This window comes from Pedobacter polysacchareus (assembly GCF_019802255.1).
Classification (GTDB): Bacteria; Bacteroidota; Bacteroidia; order Sphingobacteriales; family Sphingobacteriaceae; genus Pedobacter; species Pedobacter polysacchareus.
Window position 1 is genome coordinate 509,301 of the sequence record NZ_JAHYSS010000003.1, and the last position, 17,987, is coordinate 527,287.

At 41.6% G+C, this 17,987-nt stretch carries 19 protein-coding genes; 12 read left to right on the forward strand and 7 right to left on the reverse strand.

Annotated elements, in window-relative coordinates:
* The first annotated feature begins 9 nt into the window (after positions 1–9).
* The 4 genes from K7X70_RS09850 (at position 10) to brnQ (ending at position 4,933) form a co-directional block, all read left to right on the forward strand.
* The gene (locus tag K7X70_RS09850) at positions 10–1,407 is read left to right on the forward strand and encodes a PAS domain-containing sensor histidine kinase (protein ID WP_222536896.1); all 1,398 of its coding nucleotides are present in this window, start codon (positions 10–12) and stop codon (positions 1,405–1,407) included.
* Positions 1,408–1,500: 93 nt separating this feature from the next.
* Positions 1,501–2,169, forward strand: a complete 669-nt coding sequence (locus K7X70_RS09855) for a MarR family winged helix-turn-helix transcriptional regulator (RefSeq protein ID WP_222536897.1) — start codon at positions 1,501–1,503, stop codon at positions 2,167–2,169.
* Positions 2,170–2,292: 123 nt separating this feature from the next.
* Entirely contained in the window at positions 2,293–3,498 is a 1,206-nt protein-coding gene (locus K7X70_RS09860; protein ID WP_255607055.1) for an FAD-dependent monooxygenase, read from the forward strand.
* A gap of 121 nt (positions 3,499–3,619) precedes the next feature.
* The gene (gene brnQ, locus K7X70_RS09865; protein WP_255607056.1) at positions 3,620–4,933 is read left to right on the forward strand and encodes a branched-chain amino acid transport system II carrier protein; all 1,314 of its coding nucleotides are present in this window, start codon (positions 3,620–3,622) and stop codon (positions 4,931–4,933) included.
* A 75-nt stretch (positions 4,934–5,008) separates the two neighbouring features.
* On the opposite strand, the gene K7X70_RS09870 is transcribed toward brnQ, so the two are convergent.
* On the reverse strand, positions 5,009–5,944 hold the full coding sequence (locus K7X70_RS09870) for a transporter (RefSeq protein WP_255607057.1): 936 nt from the start codon (positions 5,942–5,944) through the stop codon (positions 5,009–5,011).
* 269 nt (positions 5,945–6,213) lie between these two features.
* Between K7X70_RS09870 and K7X70_RS09875 the strand changes: the two genes are divergently transcribed.
* The 3 genes from K7X70_RS09875 (at position 6,214) to K7X70_RS09885 (ending at position 7,539) form a co-directional block, all read left to right on the forward strand.
* On the forward strand, positions 6,214–6,801 hold the full coding sequence (locus K7X70_RS09875) for a YciE/YciF ferroxidase family protein (RefSeq protein WP_222536898.1): 588 nt from the start codon (positions 6,214–6,216) through the stop codon (positions 6,799–6,801).
* Between the two features lie 86 nt (positions 6,802–6,887).
* Positions 6,888–7,280 (forward strand): response regulator transcription factor, encoded by a 393-nt coding sequence (locus K7X70_RS09880; RefSeq protein WP_222536899.1) that lies wholly within the window; start codon positions 6,888–6,890, stop codon positions 7,278–7,280.
* 79 nt (positions 7,281–7,359) lie between these two features.
* The gene (locus K7X70_RS09885; RefSeq protein ID WP_222536900.1) at positions 7,360–7,539 is read left to right on the forward strand and encodes a hypothetical protein; all 180 of its coding nucleotides are present in this window, start codon (positions 7,360–7,362) and stop codon (positions 7,537–7,539) included.
* A gap of 34 nt (positions 7,540–7,573) precedes the next feature.
* Here the strand turns inward: K7X70_RS09885 and K7X70_RS09890 are convergent, their stop codons facing one another.
* The 6 genes from K7X70_RS09890 to K7X70_RS09915 all read right to left on the reverse strand — a co-directional run bounded on the left by K7X70_RS09890 (position 7,574) and on the right by K7X70_RS09915 (position 13,994).
* A complete protein-coding gene (locus K7X70_RS09890) occupies positions 7,574–7,867 on the reverse strand; it encodes a hypothetical protein (protein WP_222536901.1) in 294 nt (97 codons plus the stop codon).
* 389 nt (positions 7,868–8,256) lie between these two features.
* A complete protein-coding gene (locus K7X70_RS09895) occupies positions 8,257–8,595 on the reverse strand; it encodes a hypothetical protein (RefSeq protein ID WP_222536902.1) in 339 nt (112 codons plus the stop codon).
* Positions 8,596–8,696: 101 nt separating this feature from the next.
* A complete protein-coding gene (locus K7X70_RS09900; protein ID WP_222536903.1) occupies positions 8,697–10,079 on the reverse strand; it encodes an alpha-L-fucosidase in 1,383 nt (460 codons plus the stop codon).
* Between the two features lie 39 nt (positions 10,080–10,118).
* Positions 10,119–11,261 carry a glycerate kinase gene (locus K7X70_RS09905; protein ID WP_222536904.1) on the reverse strand — a complete coding sequence of 381 codons (1,143 nt, stop codon included), beginning with the start codon at positions 11,259–11,261 and terminating at the stop codon, positions 10,119–10,121.
* A gap of 19 nt (positions 11,262–11,280) precedes the next feature.
* Entirely contained in the window at positions 11,281–12,957 is a 1,677-nt protein-coding gene (locus K7X70_RS09910) for a glycoside hydrolase family protein (protein WP_222536905.1), read from the reverse strand.
* Entirely contained in the window at positions 12,954–13,994 is a 1,041-nt protein-coding gene (locus K7X70_RS09915) for an MFS transporter (RefSeq protein WP_222537176.1), read from the reverse strand. Before K7X70_RS09915 ends, K7X70_RS09910 begins: the two co-directional genes overlap by 4 nt.
* Positions 13,995–14,495: 501 nt before the next feature.
* Here K7X70_RS09915 and K7X70_RS24420 point away from each other — a divergent pair.
* From K7X70_RS24420 to K7X70_RS09935, 5 genes are all read left to right on the forward strand, one after another.
* The gene (locus K7X70_RS24420; RefSeq protein ID WP_255607058.1) at positions 14,496–14,624 is read left to right on the forward strand and encodes a hypothetical protein; all 129 of its coding nucleotides are present in this window, start codon (positions 14,496–14,498) and stop codon (positions 14,622–14,624) included.
* A gap of 25 nt (positions 14,625–14,649) precedes the next feature.
* The gene (locus tag K7X70_RS09920) at positions 14,650–15,171 is read left to right on the forward strand and encodes a PRC-barrel domain-containing protein (RefSeq protein ID WP_222536906.1); all 522 of its coding nucleotides are present in this window, start codon (positions 14,650–14,652) and stop codon (positions 15,169–15,171) included.
* A gap of 145 nt (positions 15,172–15,316) precedes the next feature.
* Positions 15,317–15,550, forward strand: a complete 234-nt coding sequence (locus K7X70_RS09925) for a hypothetical protein (protein WP_222536907.1) — start codon at positions 15,317–15,319, stop codon at positions 15,548–15,550.
* 321 nt (positions 15,551–15,871) lie between these two features.
* Positions 15,872–16,024 (forward strand): lmo0937 family membrane protein, encoded by a 153-nt coding sequence (locus K7X70_RS09930; RefSeq protein WP_222536908.1) that lies wholly within the window; start codon positions 15,872–15,874, stop codon positions 16,022–16,024.
* Positions 16,025–16,099: 75 nt separating this feature from the next.
* Complete coding sequence (locus tag K7X70_RS09935; protein ID WP_222536909.1) at positions 16,100–17,980, forward strand: PAS domain-containing sensor histidine kinase; 1,881 nt, start codon at positions 16,100–16,102, stop codon at positions 17,978–17,980.
* Positions 17,981–17,987: the final 7 nt, after the last annotated feature.

The following is a 17,987-nucleotide window of genomic DNA, read 5'->3' on the forward strand; positions in this document are numbered from 1 at the left end:
TCCAATTAAATGACATTATCATCAAAAATACTAGAACTTATTCCCGTTGCCTGTTTCCATATTGATGAAAAGGGACGCATTGATTATGTCAACCTTCATGCAGAGCATCTTTTTGTCATAAAAAGAACGGAACTATTGAGATTCAATTTCTGGGAGGTATTCCCCGATTGGAAATCGAGTCCAATGTTCCAGGTACTGGAAAACATCCTCGCTGAACAACAACAGACTACTTATGAATTTTTTTCAGCTCCAACGTCTGAATGGGTCAGGCTAACCGCTGCGCCTGATGAAAATGGAATCATTTTAATATTCAGCCCTTTCGTCCCCACCGGGGAGTTGGATGGCGACAGTCTGGAACTGAAGCAATCGGAAAAACGATTTCGAATGTTCGTTGATGCCAGTTCTGACATGATCTATGAGATGAGTGCAGACTGGTCTCAGATGTATCAGCTGGATGGCAAAGAATTTCTGACTGATACTAAAGAGGTGACCGACGACTGGCTTCAGCGTTATATCCCTGAAAGAGAACAGTCCAGGGTTTTAGAAGCCATAAAAGAAGCCATCGACAATAAAACTACCTTCGAGCTTGAACATGAAGTTTTAGTAGCAGATGGCAGTATTGGCTGGACCTGCTCTCGCGCAATACCAGTTTTGAATAAGGAGGGTGAAATTATAGAATGGTTTGGAACGGCTAAAGACCTGACTGCAATCCGGGAAGCGGAACGACAAATCCGGTGTCTGGAGACACGTCAGCAACAGGAGATTCTCCGGGTAACATTAAATACCCAGGAAGAAGAACGCTGTCGGGTTTCAGAAAGTCTTCATAACGGATTGGGACAGTTGCTCTATGCGATTAAATTGTCAATAAATTACCTGAGCATTAAAATGGCCAATGATACGCCTGAAAAATTTGATAATGCTAAAAACTATACTTACAGTTTACTCAATGATGCAATTAAGGCTTGTAGAACACTTTCCCATGAGCTTATGCCCACCTTACTGGCAGAATTTGGTTTAAAAGTAGCTTTATCAGACTTATGCAGTCAGATGAACCAGCCGTTCAGCTATGACTGCCGTGTGGAATTGGATGAGGTCAGTTTGGATAAGTTTATGGAAATTGCCGTCTTCCGAATCGTTCAGGAATTAGTATTCAATGTCATGAAACATGCCCATGCAACGGTATTATCCATAGAAGTTGTGATTGAAAATGATCAGATTGTTATGAGAGTAAGGGATAATGGCCTGGGTTTTTCAACTGAAAAACCGCCACATTCCGGCATTGGCTTGTCCTCAATCCGTATAAAAACGGCACTTTTAAATGGAAACTTTGAAATCTCCTCCTCGCCCGGAGCAGGAACGAGTATAGAAGTTAAGATTCCATTAAACCTGAGCAATGAGCTGGATTAATAAGATTTAGTACGTAAACATTTTAAATTGCCAAAATTTATGATGTTTTAGAATTTTATTTCCTACTTTTGATACGAAAACATTCCATATGCAATGGGTAAGAAAGAAATTCTACATGAATTGGTCGAACATCTGTTCGCCTTTGACAGTCAGCATCAGGCTGAAACGGGCTATACAATGGCTGACTTCGTCGGCTATCTGAACGCGAACCAGGGCGGACCGCTTTCTGAGCATAGAAACCTTGCGGGCGATCAGGAAGAGTGGGTTCGGGACCATCAGGACGACCATACTCAAATAGCGACCATGCTTGTCTTTATCTATCGCTATGCAGCAATGTATTTCAAAAAGGCACTAAAGGAAGGAAACATCCATACGCTGGATGAGTTTTCATTTTTGATCGTATTGATGACTTATCAGTCTCTGAGTAAAACCGAGTTGATTCATAAGCTAATCATGGAAAAAACTTCCGGTATGGAGGTGATCAAACGTCTGCTTAAACAAGAGATGATTGAAGAGTTTGCTCATCCTACCGATAAGAGAAGTGTGTTGGTGGCTATAACCGCAAAGGGGAAAAAGGAAATATCGGATTTATTGCCAAGAATGGGTTTGGTAGGAAGCGTAGTTGTAGGCAATCTCAGTCAGGCAGAAACCACCGCTTTGTCGTTTCTATTGCGGAAGCTGGACCATCACCACAATGATATCTTTTTAAATCATCGAAATTTAAGTCTGGAAGCGCTCAGCGAAAGGCTGGATTATAAATAAGCACAATATTTCTCCCGGAGGGCAGTTTCGATAAACCAAGATACATTACAAATCAATTGGTGAATTGCATTGGTAAATGCCATACCTGAATTGCAACGGTTAAATAATAAATAATTAAAGAATATGAAAATCGCTAATCAAAACATCCTGATTTCCGGAGCCAGCATTGCCGGTCCGACACTGGCTTTCTGGCTTGCAAAATACGGGTTCAATGTAACCGTTGTGGAGCGTTCAAAAGCATTGAGGCTGGGTGGACAAAACCTGGATGTTAGAGATGCTGGTCGAACGATTGCTCAGATGATGGGCATAGAAGAAGAAATCCTGGCCGCAAATACAGGAGAAATCGGCCTTCAGTTTGTCAATAAGGACAATGAAGTAGCCGCTGCTTTTCCCAGGGAGGGCGCAAACAACTTTACCAGTGAGGCAGAGATCCTGAGAGGCGATTTGGTCAATATACTCTACAAACACACAAAAGATAAGGTAAAATATGTGTTTGGGAAATACATCACTGGCATAGATCAGCAAAAAGACAGCGTGAATGTCACCTTTAGCGATGGCGAAACCCAGGTTTTCGACCTGCTGATTGCAGCCGATGGCGTACGATCTACGACCAGGCAAATCCTGTTTGCTGAGGAGCCGAAAGTTAAGTTTACCGGCTTGTACAATGCCTGGTATACCATTCCAAAAGCAAAAACAGATACGAAATGGGCGCGCTGGTACACGGCAGTTGGCTCCAGAGTAATATTAATCCGACCGGATAATCAAGGGACGACAAGGGCATCGTTCAGCTTTCTTTCCGAGGATAAAGGTTATCAAAACCTATCCAGCAAAGAACAGAAATCCATTCTCAAAGAAAAACTATCAGGAGCCGGATGGGAAGCGGACCGTTTGATGGAAGAAATTGATAAAAATGATGATGTATATTTCGATGGCATCAGCCAGATACATGCGCCAAAATGGTTCAATGGCAGAGCCGGTATGATTGGAGATGCAGCTTACTGTCCTACTCCGCTTACTGGTATGGGCACCACGCTGGCGATAGTTGGTGCTTACCTGCTTGCAGGCGAACTCTCCAGGCACGAAAAACATGAAGATGCGTTTAAAGCTTATGAAGAACGCATGCGTCCATTTGTAGAAAAGGTTCAGAAGCTTCCTCCAGGAGTACCTTGGCTTGCGCATCCAAAAACAAAGTTTGGGGTGTCCGTGCTGAATGCGGTAGCAGGAATTGTAGCCAGCAATTTTGTCAAAAAAATCAGTAAGCTTTTTAGCGGTAAACAAAAGGAATCCACAGATCATGGGATTGAATTGCCGGACTTTAAAAACAACTAGGTCAGTCTTCTGCTTTTGGGTTTCCTCTTGGGCATATTTAGGGTAAGGTGCTATAAAAGGAACGAAAATTTAACTACTTTGCGAACTTTTTGAACCGAATCTTCAATTAAAAAACAAGAGTTTGAATAAAAAAACAAGAGACATCCTCACCATAGGCTTTGCTTTATTCGCCATGTTCTTCGGAGCAGGTAATTTATTACTCCCTCCTTATATCGGCATACAGATAGGAGACCATGTCTGGGTCACCATCCTGGCATTCGGGCTAACCGGTATTTTACTCCCTTTCCTCGGAATCCTTTCCGTTGTTAATGCAGGAGACAAATTCGAAGACCTGGCAGCCAGGATCCATCCGCTATTGTCGCCCATTTTAGGAACTGTAATCATGCTCTGCATCGGTCCACTGATTGCCATTCCGAGAACAGCGGCCACGACTTATGAAGTTGGTGTTTTACCCTCCTTTCCATCGTCTGGTCCAATCCTGACTTCCATTATCTTTTTTATCGTGACCTGGCTTTTAACCATCCGGCCTTCTCGCGTCATAGATATTATCGGCAATATACTTACCCCCTTGCTCTTAATTTTACTCATTGTATTGATACTGACAGGTATATTTTCACCAACGGCCAGCTATCATGAATCCGCACTCAGCGCTGGACAATCGTTTAGATTAGGTTTTATTGAAGGGTATCAAACCTTAGATGTCCTGGCCTCCGTAATCTTCGCCGGGATTATTATTACCGCTTCTAAAGCAAAAGGCTATCAGAACAGCCGCTCAAAAATGCAGGTGGTGATTACCGCTGGCGCACTTTCCTCCGCTTTCCTGTTTATTGTCTACGGAGGACTCATTTACCTGGGTACCACTTCGGGAATTGCAGACACTTCGATCAAGCGCTCTGAGCTCTTGCTGCTCATTTCACATTCCATTTTAGGGCCATATGCAAACATTGCCATTGCGATCTCCATTGCGCTGGCCTGTTTGACAACTTCGATTGCACTGGTTGCGGCTTTTGGAACCTTCTTTTCTGCGCTCAGCAAAGGAAAATTAAGCTATAAACTATTGGTGACCGTTTGCTGTATAGCTTCTTGTGTACTTTCCATTACCGGGGTAGATAACATCATTAGTTTCGCCTATCCGATTTTGAGTTTCGTTTATCCCATTACGATCACGCTGGTGCTTTATTCAGTTTTCTTTGGCGCCATTGTCAAAAACCGAAAACCATATATTTATGCGCTACTGGCTTCAACGGTCGTTGCTGTATTATACTTACTCAAGCACTTCTCGCTGCTTAGCGAGAGTAGTATTGAAGCATTTAATTACATTCCTTTTTTTCAATATGAATTAGGCTGGGTGATCCCATCTGCGATATGCTTCTTTGCAACCTGGGCAATTGGTGGCTCAGGAAAGCAGCAGCAAATTGAACAGCCTCTCGGATAAAGTATAGTAAAAAGCTTAAATAGTGTAAGTGAAAACCGGTTTTGACAGACCATTGAAACCTGGTTGTTTATTGTTTTAAAACCTGCAGGAAGCGCCGATAAAGTACTGTTTGGCTGCAGTGTGCTGAATTCCATAGTTCAAACCTGCATCCAGTTTAAAGTCTTTGGCAACATCGACCTGAACCGAAGCGTTTATAAAGTTTGACCATTGATGCGCCTTAAAGTCGTAAGTATAATAGGTTTCGGCAATGCCATCTAATCCTTTCCATAACTCATGACTAATGGTTAAAGATTGTAAAAGCTCCGTATGCATGGCCTGCTGATCTACATCCTTAAGCCTGTCGGCTTCTACCTGTACTCCCAGTTTCCAATCACCCGGTAATTTGAATTGCATAGGAAGGATTAAACCACCTTCTAATCTGCTTTGATCATCATATTTGGAAGTGGGAACCTTGATATAAGGCAAAATTGCCAGTGCAAAATTACCAGCATCATTCCCTATCAAATTTTGCTTGATCCTGAAAGTCAAATCCCCGACTCCGTAACTGACTTTCCGCGCTCCTGTAACCTGATCCTGCTCCACTTGTCGACCGAAACTTTGAAAACCAATCTGAATCGCGGTAGATCCGGTGATTCCTATCTTAAGGTTTCCCTGGTTAATCAGCATCGTATGAATTTTCTTATCATCTGATTGTTCATGGTTCAACCTAACCAGATCCGTTTCATATTGAAAGTGACCAGCATCTACAGTAAAAGGAGATTCAGTTACGTCTGGCCGATCTGTTTCCATTTCCCGCATCTGATCTTTTGGTGTAGGATGAAATAACCAATACTTATCAGAATTCTTCTGCTGATTAGCGGTCTTGTTCTGGTTGGAACTGCGCTCTTTCGCTGAATTCCTCAGTTTCTCTGGATTTCTCTGTTCCTCTGAATTTCCCTGCTGCGCGAAACCTTGGATTGAGCATTGAGCTCCAAAAAACAACATCATCAGTATTTTATTTCTTTTACTCATGGTCAAGATCTTTAATAATATTCGAATAAATGGGCATCAAATATCCGATTAGAAGCAACGCATTAACCAGCCGTATCAGGAAAATGTTTTAGGTTTCGCATAAAAAAAAATAATTAAAAAAGATTAAGCCTTAGTGAAACAAAGCCAACTTCCCGGCGGTTCTTCCGAGCATATTGAACAATTTAAAGCATCTGGTTATGAATGGATTCTACCAGAATAGCCTTTTAAAAAAGATTACAATTTACATACCCCTATAAAAAACAATAATTATGGCAACTACAGTAAAAACAGCGGCAAAGCCCGCACAGAAAACAAGCGCTAAAAAGACAGGTTCAAAGCCAAGTGCTAAAACTGGAAAAATGGAGCACTCTGAGTTTCATGAATTCTTTGTTGATGAACTCAAAGACATTTACTGGGCAGAAAAGCACCTGGTAAAGGCCTTACCGAAAATGAAAAAAGCAGCAACCAGTCCTGAGCTGGCCAGCGCATTTGAGAAACACACCGAAGAAACCAATACGCACATTGCAACGTTGGAGCAGGCGTTCGCATTACTGGAAGAAAAACCACAAGCAAAAAAATGTGATGCGATGGAAGGACTCTTAAAAGAGGCAGATAGTATCATTGAAGATACCGATGCAGGAACCATGATTCGCGATGCAGGATTAATCCTTGCTGCCCAAAAGGTAGAGCATTATGAGATTGCCACTTACGGAACACTAGTGGTGTTTGCGCAAAACATGGGTCATACCGCAGTTGCCGACTTGCTGCAAAGTACGTTGGACAATGAAAAGGCAACAGATGTTGCTTTAACCGAAGTAGCCGAAAGCTTTATCAATGAGCAGGCAGTTTCAGAATAAAAAGCGGCAAGGCTCAGTGTAACTGGGCCTTGCCGTTAAACAATTTGCTATCTAATTGGTTATTCGTTATGTAAATGCATGAAACTATGAGCTTAAGCAGCAGCAGACCATCGCAACAAAGACCCGAAATTTACGTAGTTGAGGACAACCAGGACATCGGTTTTATCTTAGAATATGTACTTACAGAAGAAGGATTTCAAGTTAAACTGCTCAGTTCCGCAGCAGAATTCACAAAGGCCTTCCATCTTGCATTACCAGATATTTTCTTACTGGACGTGATGCTGCCCGATGGTAGTGGAATTGAACTTTGCGATCAAATCAAAAAAGACATCCGCTCAAAACAGCTCCCGGTATTGATCATGTCGGCCAATGCCGATATTACCGCAGTTCAAACCTGCCATGCAGACGAATTCATTCCCAAGCCTTTTGATTTAACGTATTTAATAGATAAAATCAAGCACCATTTACCAGCGGCATAAAAGTATTATTACCCATAAACAAAACTTGTTGTAGATCAAAATGTTATACTACTGATCATGAGTACTTAAATTCAAAACTATGGAAGTGAAGTTTAATGAAAAGAGCAGTGCTAAGGCAAACCGAGGGTTCAAAAAAAGAAATTATTATTTTCATCCAGATGAAGATTTCAGAGAAGATCATACTTGGGGTAAAACCAAATCTGCAGAACTGTTAAATCCTAAGCCAGTAAAGAAAGTGAATTTAATTGGCTCCATGTAATTACGTATGGTATAAGATTGTTGTTTAGGATGCACTATACTTGTATTTGTATTCTGATTACATTTAAGACAACGATTAAGATGAAGGCACCTAAAATATAGAGTTGAATTTTGTTTGTCTTTTTTAGGCCGGATTTCTTCAGCCAAATTCTGTCAATGACCAAGGTGACTATCGGTAAGGGTAACCAAAGTAAGTTCACCCAGCCTTGTAATCTTTGATTCATTCCATTTTGATTGACCATAATTATGGAAGAGACAATTATTCCCAGCAATGCGATCAGGCTTAAAACATAGAAGATGGTTAGGTTATTGAAGAACTGTTTTTTCATAAATTAATACTAAGCGTTTAGAATCTTCTTGATTGGTATTCTCCAATAGTCATTACTAAAGGCTAAATATATATAAGTTTTTCAGTACGCACTGTGATCCATTATCTATTCGAGCTCTATAGTCTTCATCCCAATTCGGATTTTTCCTCATGGCCATCCTGCCTAACTTGATCATAGCAGCTCCTTCCAATTCCAGGTCAAATGGTGGTTCAACTTCCCTCATTCTCAAATTACGGAAAATTTAGTTTAATATAAGCACTGCTTTTCTTTGATATTCCAGGCACAAAATTTCAGCAATCAATCTAAAATAGATTACAGCATACACTTTTCCAGGGATTTCGATCAAAGATTTGAATTCGCCACTGATAAATAAAAAGTAGAAGTACATCTCAGACCCTCCATAACGTAGGGTTACTTCGGTAGTGAGTGATTTTGTCAATGATTTCCTCCACCTGATCCCTGCTCAGTTTGTTCACTCCATCACTGGCATAGGTATATAACATATCAGGCTGATCAAAAAAAATCGTACCCAGGTAATCGGGATCTTTTCTCTTTTCCGGCGTCAGCAGTGCATCAATGTTCTCGGTTGGTTTTTTTTCAGCTCCATGAAGCACTTTATACAAGATATAGCTATACGTAAGCACAGGATGACCATCCATATGCGCACTGGCATCAGGAATAACCATCACCTGCACATTGTCTTCGATTGAGAAATAAAACGGTTTCATAAGCTATTTTTTTAGCCATACCTTCTTGCTCAATAAATAACAGCCCAGAAAAGATTTAGTTTCTGAAGTTTTTCAGAGGTAGGATTTGTGCTACTAAACCACTACATGGAAACAAAACCTTCCACTTTAAATACCCAGGCATGTTCACAAGGCAAATTTCCAGGACTTAAAACCGGTGGTATAATAGTCAGGCTATTCCCTTTAAATGATTTTTTTATCGTGTTATTTACCCCAAGCATACTAACTTTCCCTACCTGCTTTATCCCGCTAATTGTAATCGGCTGATCGGGCCATTTTGTACAGATGACATACAGTTGATTTTGATTCACCGTGAAAAACACAGATTTATCGCTTAACTGAGGGCGTTTATCCCATGCAGTACTCCCATAAATCGCCTCTCCATTCACTTTTAACCATTTACCAATATCGATCAGCCTTTCCTGCATCACTACTGGTATAAGGCCCTTAGCATCAGGACCAATATTCAACAATAAATTACCGCCGTTCCCAACTTTATTGATCAGTAAATCAATTATCTTCTTGGAGCTGGAATAGTCATCAGCGGTTTCAAATTGGTTATATCCATAAGACATCCCGATGCCGCGGCTTTCTTCCCAAGGATGTTCCGCCTTTTCAGCAATTCCCTTTCCATTATGTACCACATCATATTCTGTCGTATAATAACCCCCATGTTTACTCCTGGTTTCCTTCCCCCATCTATCATTCACAACCACCGTCTGTTTTACAGGAGAATCATTATAAAGCCAGGCAAGGAACTGCTCACTTTTAAACTGATTGCTGGGGTAATCCCATTCCCCATCCGCAAAAATCACCTCTGGTTTATAACTGGTAACCAGGTCTTTCATTTGCGGAATCATATGCTCATCTACCCATTTATTCATGGTAGCCGGGCTATAAAGCGGATTGTTCCATTCCAGTAAAGAATAATACAACCCCATATGCAATCCCTTATTTCGTACCGAATTGCTGAGTTCAGCGATGATATCCCGGTGGGGGCCTATGGCCACACTATTCCATTTCGGACTCTCTTTACTTGGCCAAAGGCAAAAGCCATCATGATGTTTTGATGTCAGCACCACATATTTTGCGCCGGATCTTTGTATCAGATCAGCCCATTTATCGGGGTTAAAATATTCTGCCTTAAACATAGGCGCGAAATCCTGATAAGTAAAGTTGTTCCCATAATATTTCTGATGATGATTCACAAAAAACTCGTTTTTTAACAACAGCTTATTTTCATAATGTTCAGCATATTTGTCATAAAGCCCCTTCACCTCAGTTGTTGGCGCGTAAGCGGGAACAGCATATAACCCCCAATGGATAAAAATGCCGAATTTCGCATCCTTCCACCATTCAGGAACAGGCCTCTTGTCCAGTGATTCCCATGTAGGCTGATACTGTGCCTCAACATTTACCGAAATGCATAACATGGTGATGAGCAATATGCGCTTAATAATTTTCATAAGTTTATTTTTTAATGCTAATGAAGCGATCCAGAATTTTTATTGATTGTTGTAAACAGACAAAATATTACCGATCTGTTTTGAAATGCGGACTAAATTTTCATAGGTGTGGTCAATGGCTTCCAGGAGAGGTTCAGGTTTATTTCCAATACTCAATAACATAGAAAAATACCGCTGCAGCTCCTCAGCTACTACCATTGGTACATTTCCGGCTAAGCCAATTACAGGAATATTTGCCGCCAAAGCATGTTTTGCCGCCACATAAGGAGCTTTGCCATTTAAAGATTGCTCATCGATGCTACCTTCTCCCGTAATCAATAGATCTACATTGGACAAAGCTTGCTTAAAACCAGTAATCTGACAAAACTGCTCCGCTCCTTCCAGCAAATCTGCATTGAAATAGACACTTAATGCTGCAGATAAACCACCGGCAGCCCCTCCGAATTTAACCTGAGCTAAAGATTTCCCCAGCGTAGCTAGAGTGAGCTCATTAAAGCGCGACAAAAACGCTTCCAATAAGAGGACCTCTTTTTCAGTAGCCCCTTTTTGTGGACCAAATACTGTTGCAGCACCACATTCCCCCAGTAAAGGATTATCAACATCACATAATACGGTAAACTTGCAGTGGCTGATCTTTTGCTTTAATCCAGTGACATCAATAACAGCTACCTGCGAGAAGTTTCCGGGATACACATCGATAATCTGATGAGCTGCATCTAAAAAACGAACACCCAATGCAGTTAACATTCCTATACCACCATCTATAGTGGCCGAACCGCCCAGGCAAATTATAATTTCAGAAACACCAAGACTTAAAACATGGTCAATTAACTGTCCCAATCCTTTTGTATCAGCTTGTAAAACCAGTCTGAACTCCCCTTGAATAGTTCTAAATCCAGATGTTTCCGCCACCTCGATGACCGCTGTTTTCCCATGGTTTATGAGTCCAAAACGCGCATCCACCAAATCGCCATAAGCACCAAAAACCAGGTGATGACCAAATTCACCTTTTAGATGATTTGTCAGTAAAAAAGAAGTATGATCGCCCCCATCACCTATCGGAAATTTGCTAGACTGAAACTTGAGCTTACTTTGGTTTAATCCCTGCTCAATAGCATGAGCAGCTTCATCAGCGGTTAGACTTCCTTTGAAACTATTAGGGGCGATTAAAATTTTGTACATATTAGCTAAGCATTTTTAATTAAAAATATCCATTTACAGCCACATCCCCATAGTTTAAGGCTACTTCTAACCGTTTAACCACAAAAATATTAGGTGTCCTGGCCACAATGCTCACTTTGTTTTCGCCTTTAACCAGACAGTTTTTTGGAAGTACATAGGCGATCATTTTCTCCCCTTCCTGCAAGCCATGATTTCTATCATAATCTTCCGGATAATTAGCCTGTACTGCTGTAATTTTTAAACCATTCACCTCAATTTCCATTTTGGCAGAACGGTCTGTACGAAGAAAAAGGATGCTTTCTTTTGGATAGATTTTATCTATAGGATCTCCAATAAAAATAGATGCTGTGCTTTTTTTCCCGACTCCACAAGCCATTGGAAGATCGCTCACCTGTAACACCCCATAAGAATTCGTCACACCATCCGAAGCACAAAAGACTTTATTTGCGGTATTCAGTTTTTCGATAGTGCCAAGCTCATTCAGCAAACGTGTGGACCTTGTACGGCAAACCAGGCCGCTGGGATTTAAGGCTTTTTGATAATCAACTTTGCCGTAGTTGGCAAAATAAAAGTTAAATAAGTATAAACCATCTCCCCCCTGACCAAGGATGTTTGAAGCCATTCCTTTGAACATTCCATCTGAATAAAGTTCTCTCGGTAAATAACCCCCATCATCTATTGATCCATATACAGGGATCCTTTTATTGGATTTCCCAAACAAATCCTGTTTAAACTTTGCGATAGGAATAGCAGTCTCCCCTCGCCAATGCGCGCCAATAGAAATAAAATCTATGAGGTCTTGCTTTAGCCAGGCTTTTACATCCAATCCTTTGTCCAAAGCGCCTTCCACCGTAATAGGAACACGTACTGACAGCAAGATTTTTTTCCCCCGAACCTTAGACACCGAATCGACCATCGACTTCACGGTCTTCACAAAAGAAGTCATTAAATGAGCTTTAGCAGGGCCTTCACCAGCCTTAAACAGCACAATAAAACGCATGAAATCTAAATCAAACCCATCAATCATCTCATATTTCTCTAACTGCTCGCGGATCAGCGCCAGCTTATGGTCGCGCACCGCTTGATGCGTAAAATCCAATGCCCTCGAACTGTTCATCCCCTGGTGATCCTCTCCTATCCAATATTGCGGGTTATTAAACCAAAAATCGGGATAGGATACCCTGCAATGTGTGGCAGTGTCCGCGAAATGAAGGTCATTGACCCTAAAGGTGATGAACGCTTCCATTCCGCGTTGTTTGGCCCGTGTTAAAGAGGCATCGATGATGTCAGTGCCCTCTGCTTCTAAGCTCTTGAAATTTTTAAAATATTGCTTAAATGCCTTACGCTCAGATTCACTTCTACAATCCAGGGAATCATTCAGGTCGTCCCCAAATGGGCGCTCATATTTGGAACGATAAAAGACAAAATCACTCCCTGTGCACATCATAAATGTGGTGACTACCTTGCTTTCCGCCACCAGATCAACATAATTATTGATGTCTGCTCTTGTTAAATCTGGTTTTCGATTAAACCACATATTCGCCAGCGCGTCGGTACCATCATTATTATGGATGATCCTGAATTTTCGAGGTTTCGGTTTGTTTTCAGCTTGTTCTGCTGAAGACAATACTGCGATTAAACTGATGGATAGTAGAAAAAATCCCAGTCTGCTTAATTTATTGATGTTAAATTTCATTTGCTTAGGTTTAGTTTAATGTGAGGAGTGCTCTCTTTTCCAATTTGTTTTTTTCCAGGCCTAACCAAATACAAGGCGATTGCAGCAAGCACAATTAATACGGAAGCAAATTTGAAAATGGTACTTAACTCCATATTTGAATCCCTCAATGCACCGCCAAAATACAATCCGAAGCCACCCACCAAAGTGCCAAAGAAGTTTAAAATACCATATCCGGTGGCTCTATAGCGATTGTCGACAGTCATACTTAGAATCGGCATGGTATTGGTATCCACAAAGGATTTACAGAAGGTATACAGCATAAAGCAGAGTAAAGAAATCGAAAGTAATGGGGAGTAATTAGCCAGGAAGATGGCCGGTGCAGCAATACATAAACCAATAAAAGGCACATAAATCCTTGCATTGGCATTTTTTCTGCTCCATAAATCCGTTAAAAAACCGCCCAACAGCACACCTGCAATTGCCGATGTAAAAACATAGCCTGTGGAGTAAATCCCTGCCTGGGTCTGGCTTAGTTGAAAGCGCTCCTGGAAATAGGTAGGCAGCCAGCCCACAATCAGCCAGGAAACAATGCTGATTAACCCGAAGAATAAAACAATACAAATAAAAGAGAAGTTGCTGAACAGCACGCGTAAGGACTGTAAGAAATTGACTTTAGGCTCCTGCCTTTCCTCGATTATGGTTTCTTTATCTGGCGCATCTTTAAGGAAAAAGAAGATGATCGAAGCATAGCAGATCCCGAATATCCCTAAAATAGTAAAAGCGTAATTCCAGGTATGGTTTTCTGCCAGCCAGCCACCCAAAAAGCCTAAACTTTGTCCGGCCATAATTCCCGCCATATGTATTCCAGTTGCTAAAGACCGGGTTGGTCCTTTGTGATAGTCCATAATTAAGGAAAGTGCCGCCGGAATATAACAAGCTTCACTAATCCCCATTAAGGCTCTGGTCATCAACAATTCCTCAAAACTACTGGCATAAGCATTACATATGTACCACTTTTGTAAATATATATAAGTTCCTGTGAGAAAAGCAAATATTTTTTAGCACTGCCAAAATCAGGCAATCTTAGAATGACTGAGGAAGTCTTATAGGATGAAGTGCTGATTGAACTATAAGGACCAGCTGATGTGTTCGGTATTCCGCTGGATGAAAAACCCCTGTTTCAATCTTCGGAAAAGCGACTAAATAGCAATTAATTTGCCTGTTTTTGGTCGAGTATTGTTCGGGAACAGTAGTGCCTTGATATAGGGTCCGGAAGGGGTTGCTATAGGGTTGCTAAGGGGTTGCTATAGTATCAGGTATCCCAACCCCTTAGCAACCCTATAGCAACCCTATAGCAACCCAGGTCTTTTCCCAACCACATCCAAAGCGCTTATTCCCTTCCATCCAACCTTCACAAAATTTCATCTATTTACTTGTTATGATCCAGAAAGGGCTCTGTAGGCTATCATTTGCTCTTGGCAAGATTAACACAAAACAGCCATGAAAACAAAATGCCGTTTTGAAGGTTATGTTGGGTAGACCTACAGAAAAACACTATGGCTGAAATAGACGTACAACCTAAAAAGAAGAGTCCGACCCTCTGGATCATCGGTATCATCGTAGTGCTGATCCTATTGTATTTCCTATTTAGAGGAGGTAACGAGACTGCCCCTGCATTCGGTTAATTATTTACTTACCAAAAAAGAGAACATGGAAACCAACGAACCTCATAAAACTACCTATCTGGAAGAATTAAGTGCTAGTGATTTTGAAGTTGCCGACAAGCAGCCGGACATCAATGGCTGGGAAATCCTGGACTCCCAGGGCAATGAACTAGGCGAAGTAGAAGACCTGATCTTCGACAGCAATGCGAGGAAAGTGCGCTATATCGTAGCCCGCCTGGATCTTGAGGAATTGGAAAACGAAGGACCTGATGACCACCTTGTCCTGATTCCAATCGGGGTAGTAGATCTGGACGAAGATGAGGAGGAAGTCATTTTACCGGAAGTTTCCGTTGGCTTCCTCGCTACGCTACCCAGGTACACCCCGGGTAAAACCATTTCTCCGGCAGAAGAACTGGCCCTGCGTTATGCCTTCCTTGGAGAAGATGCGTTGCCCCATGCAGACGCGGTGGTATATGAGACCCACCCGGAAGACTTCTATACCCACAAACATTTTGATGATGCCCGATTTAAAAAGCAAAATACCGACCCAAGAGACCAAAACAACTGATAAAAACACCCCAGTAATCCCGTTATTCCCTTCCTAGAAAAATAAAGTATAAATCCCCTAAACTCTTTGGGCCAGCAAGTGTTAATACACTAAAATCCAATTTATTTAAAGTAGAACAATGCTGATCAAGCAGAAAAATACCATCATGAAAAATCAAGAAACTACCATTAGCCCAGATTTGCAAAAGTTCATTAATGTTTTCCAGCCCAACAAATTTAAACTCCTGGCTCGCGGCATTGAAGTAAGAGGGATCAACAACATGCACAGTACCATCACTCAAGCCAAGAGCCTGATTGAAAGATTAGGGCTTAAACTTACCATCCTACACAACGCTGAAATGCTCAGCTACGGTGGCTTTGAAGTAAACAACTGTCAGTAATAAGGCAGAAGTTTTTCCATTAAAAAAAACAAATGCGCATCCCGCTGGTTATTGTTCCTGAATTGCCTAAACACATATTCGCCTCAACACACACATCCGTCGAGCAAATTGCCACTGAACAATCGAAAAAACTATGCCGCTTAGCAAAAGGCTAACTGGCTAATTTCAACATCAGAAGCTTTAAATCAATAAGAAATGAAAAACAAATTGAGTCATCAAATTTTAGATCGAATGAGAACACCGATAAAGGAGAAAGAATCATTTCAATTCTAGAGTTGATTAAGCTATTCACATTTACATCATCAATTAAAACACATTAATATGGGAAATTTACTTTATACAGTCGCAGTAATCTTAGTGATCATTTGGGCCATCAGCTTCTTAGGCGGCTTTTACACCGGTGGCATCATCCACATCCTTATTGTCATCGCAATTATCGCGATTATATTGGGAGTGATCAGAAGAGCTACCTAGAACAAAAGGCCCTGCGAACAGGGCCAATATTTAATACGCTTTCCATCTTTGCTGATACACTTTCCTTCCTAGCCCATGAAAAATCCAACAAACACGCCGCCCGAATTTGCTGATGATGAAAAACTGTTAGCCCTTCAAGCACGTGTTGATGAATTGTCAGACTTTATCGAAAACGCTTCACTCCCTTTACATTGGGTGGATAAAAACGGGTTCATCACCTGGGCCAATCAAGCTGAACTCGATGCCCTTGGCTTTACAAGAGAGGAATACATTGGCGCCTCTATTACCAATTTCCATCAGGATCCGGAGGTAATCAGCGATATTCTGACCAGGCTATCCAACAATGAGACCCTGCACAATTATCCTGCAAAGCTGAAATGCAAGGATGGCTCCATTAAACATGTGCTGATCAGTTCCAACGTCGCTAGAAAAGACGGCCAATTTATTCGCACACGCTGTTTCACCAGGGATGTAACCCAGCTGGTCAACGAGATGGAACGCAAGGAAAGCCTGCTGCAGGAATTGAAAGAAAGTGATACCCGGATGAAAATGGCGATCAGTTCCACAAATATGGGAACCTGGGAATATAGCCCTTCACAGTCCTACCTGTATCTTTCCCCGGAAGCGATCATTATTTTAGGATTTCCAGAAGACCAGACAGTAGATTACAACAACTTTTTAAGCATCGTAGATCCCCAACAAAGAACGCGGGTTGAGCATGGGTTAGCTGCTTCTGTCAAGGCTACAGGAAATGACGTCCATAGCACCAAGTTTAAAATCATCAGGCCTGGTGACCAGGCAGAACGCTGGTTACATTTACAAGGAAAAATAACACTAAAATCCAACCAGAAAACGATCCGGTTTATCGGTACCGTGCTGGACATTACCGAAGCAGTTCTTGCTGAAGAAAAAAATTCGCGCCTGCTGGCCATTATTGATTCCAGCAATGATGCCATTATCAGTTTCAACCTCGAAGGAAAGATCACGAGCTGGAACAATGCTGCAGAAGATATTTTCGGTTTCCAGCAGGAGGAAGTTATCGGATCCACTGCATACGCCCTTATCCCCGATACACAACACCAGGAACTTACCGACCTGCTGACAAAGGTTGGCCGTGGTGAACGCGTGCACCAATTGGAAACCAGGCTGCTCAGCAAAGATCATACTGAGATAGAGGTGGCCATTACCCTGAGTCCAATTAAAGAGGCAACAGGCAAAATCATTGGTTTTTCGAAAATCGTACGCGATATCACAGAAAAGAAACACGAAGAACAGCGAAAAAATTCGTTCATCGCCATGGTCAGTCACGAAATCAAAACCCCAATCACCGCTGTAACCGCTTACCTGCAGATATTGCTGCAAAAAGCCCAAAAAGAACAAAACAGTTTTTTCATCAGTATGCTCTCCAGAGCGGACCTGAAAGTCAAAAAGATGACCGCTATGGTCCAGGATTTCTTAAACGTCACCAGGCTGGAAGAAGGTAAATTTCAGATCTTAAAACAGGAATTCGAGCTCGCCCCTTTGGTTAAAGAAGTGGCCGACGACGAACAGTTTATCAGCAACCAGCACATCATCAATATCGTGAATTGCGAGGAATTAAAAGTTTACGCTGATAAAGAAAAACTAGGACATGTGTTGACTAACCTATTGAGTAATGCAATTAAGTACTCACCAAAAGGGGGTAACATATTCATCGAATGCGCAACCATTGGTAAAAAAGTCAGAATCTCTATCACAGACCATGGGATAGGTATTAAAAAATCAGACCAGAAAAAAATCTTCGAAAGGTTTTACAGGGTAGATGATAAAAATGAATACACCGCTTCTGGTTTCGGCATAGGATTATACCTGGCCTCAGAAATCCTCTCTTACCACAACAGCCAGATTCATATCCAGAGCAAAGAAGGTAAAGGCGCTACCTTTTTCTTTGACCTGGAAATTTCCAGTAAAACCTGATCGTAGT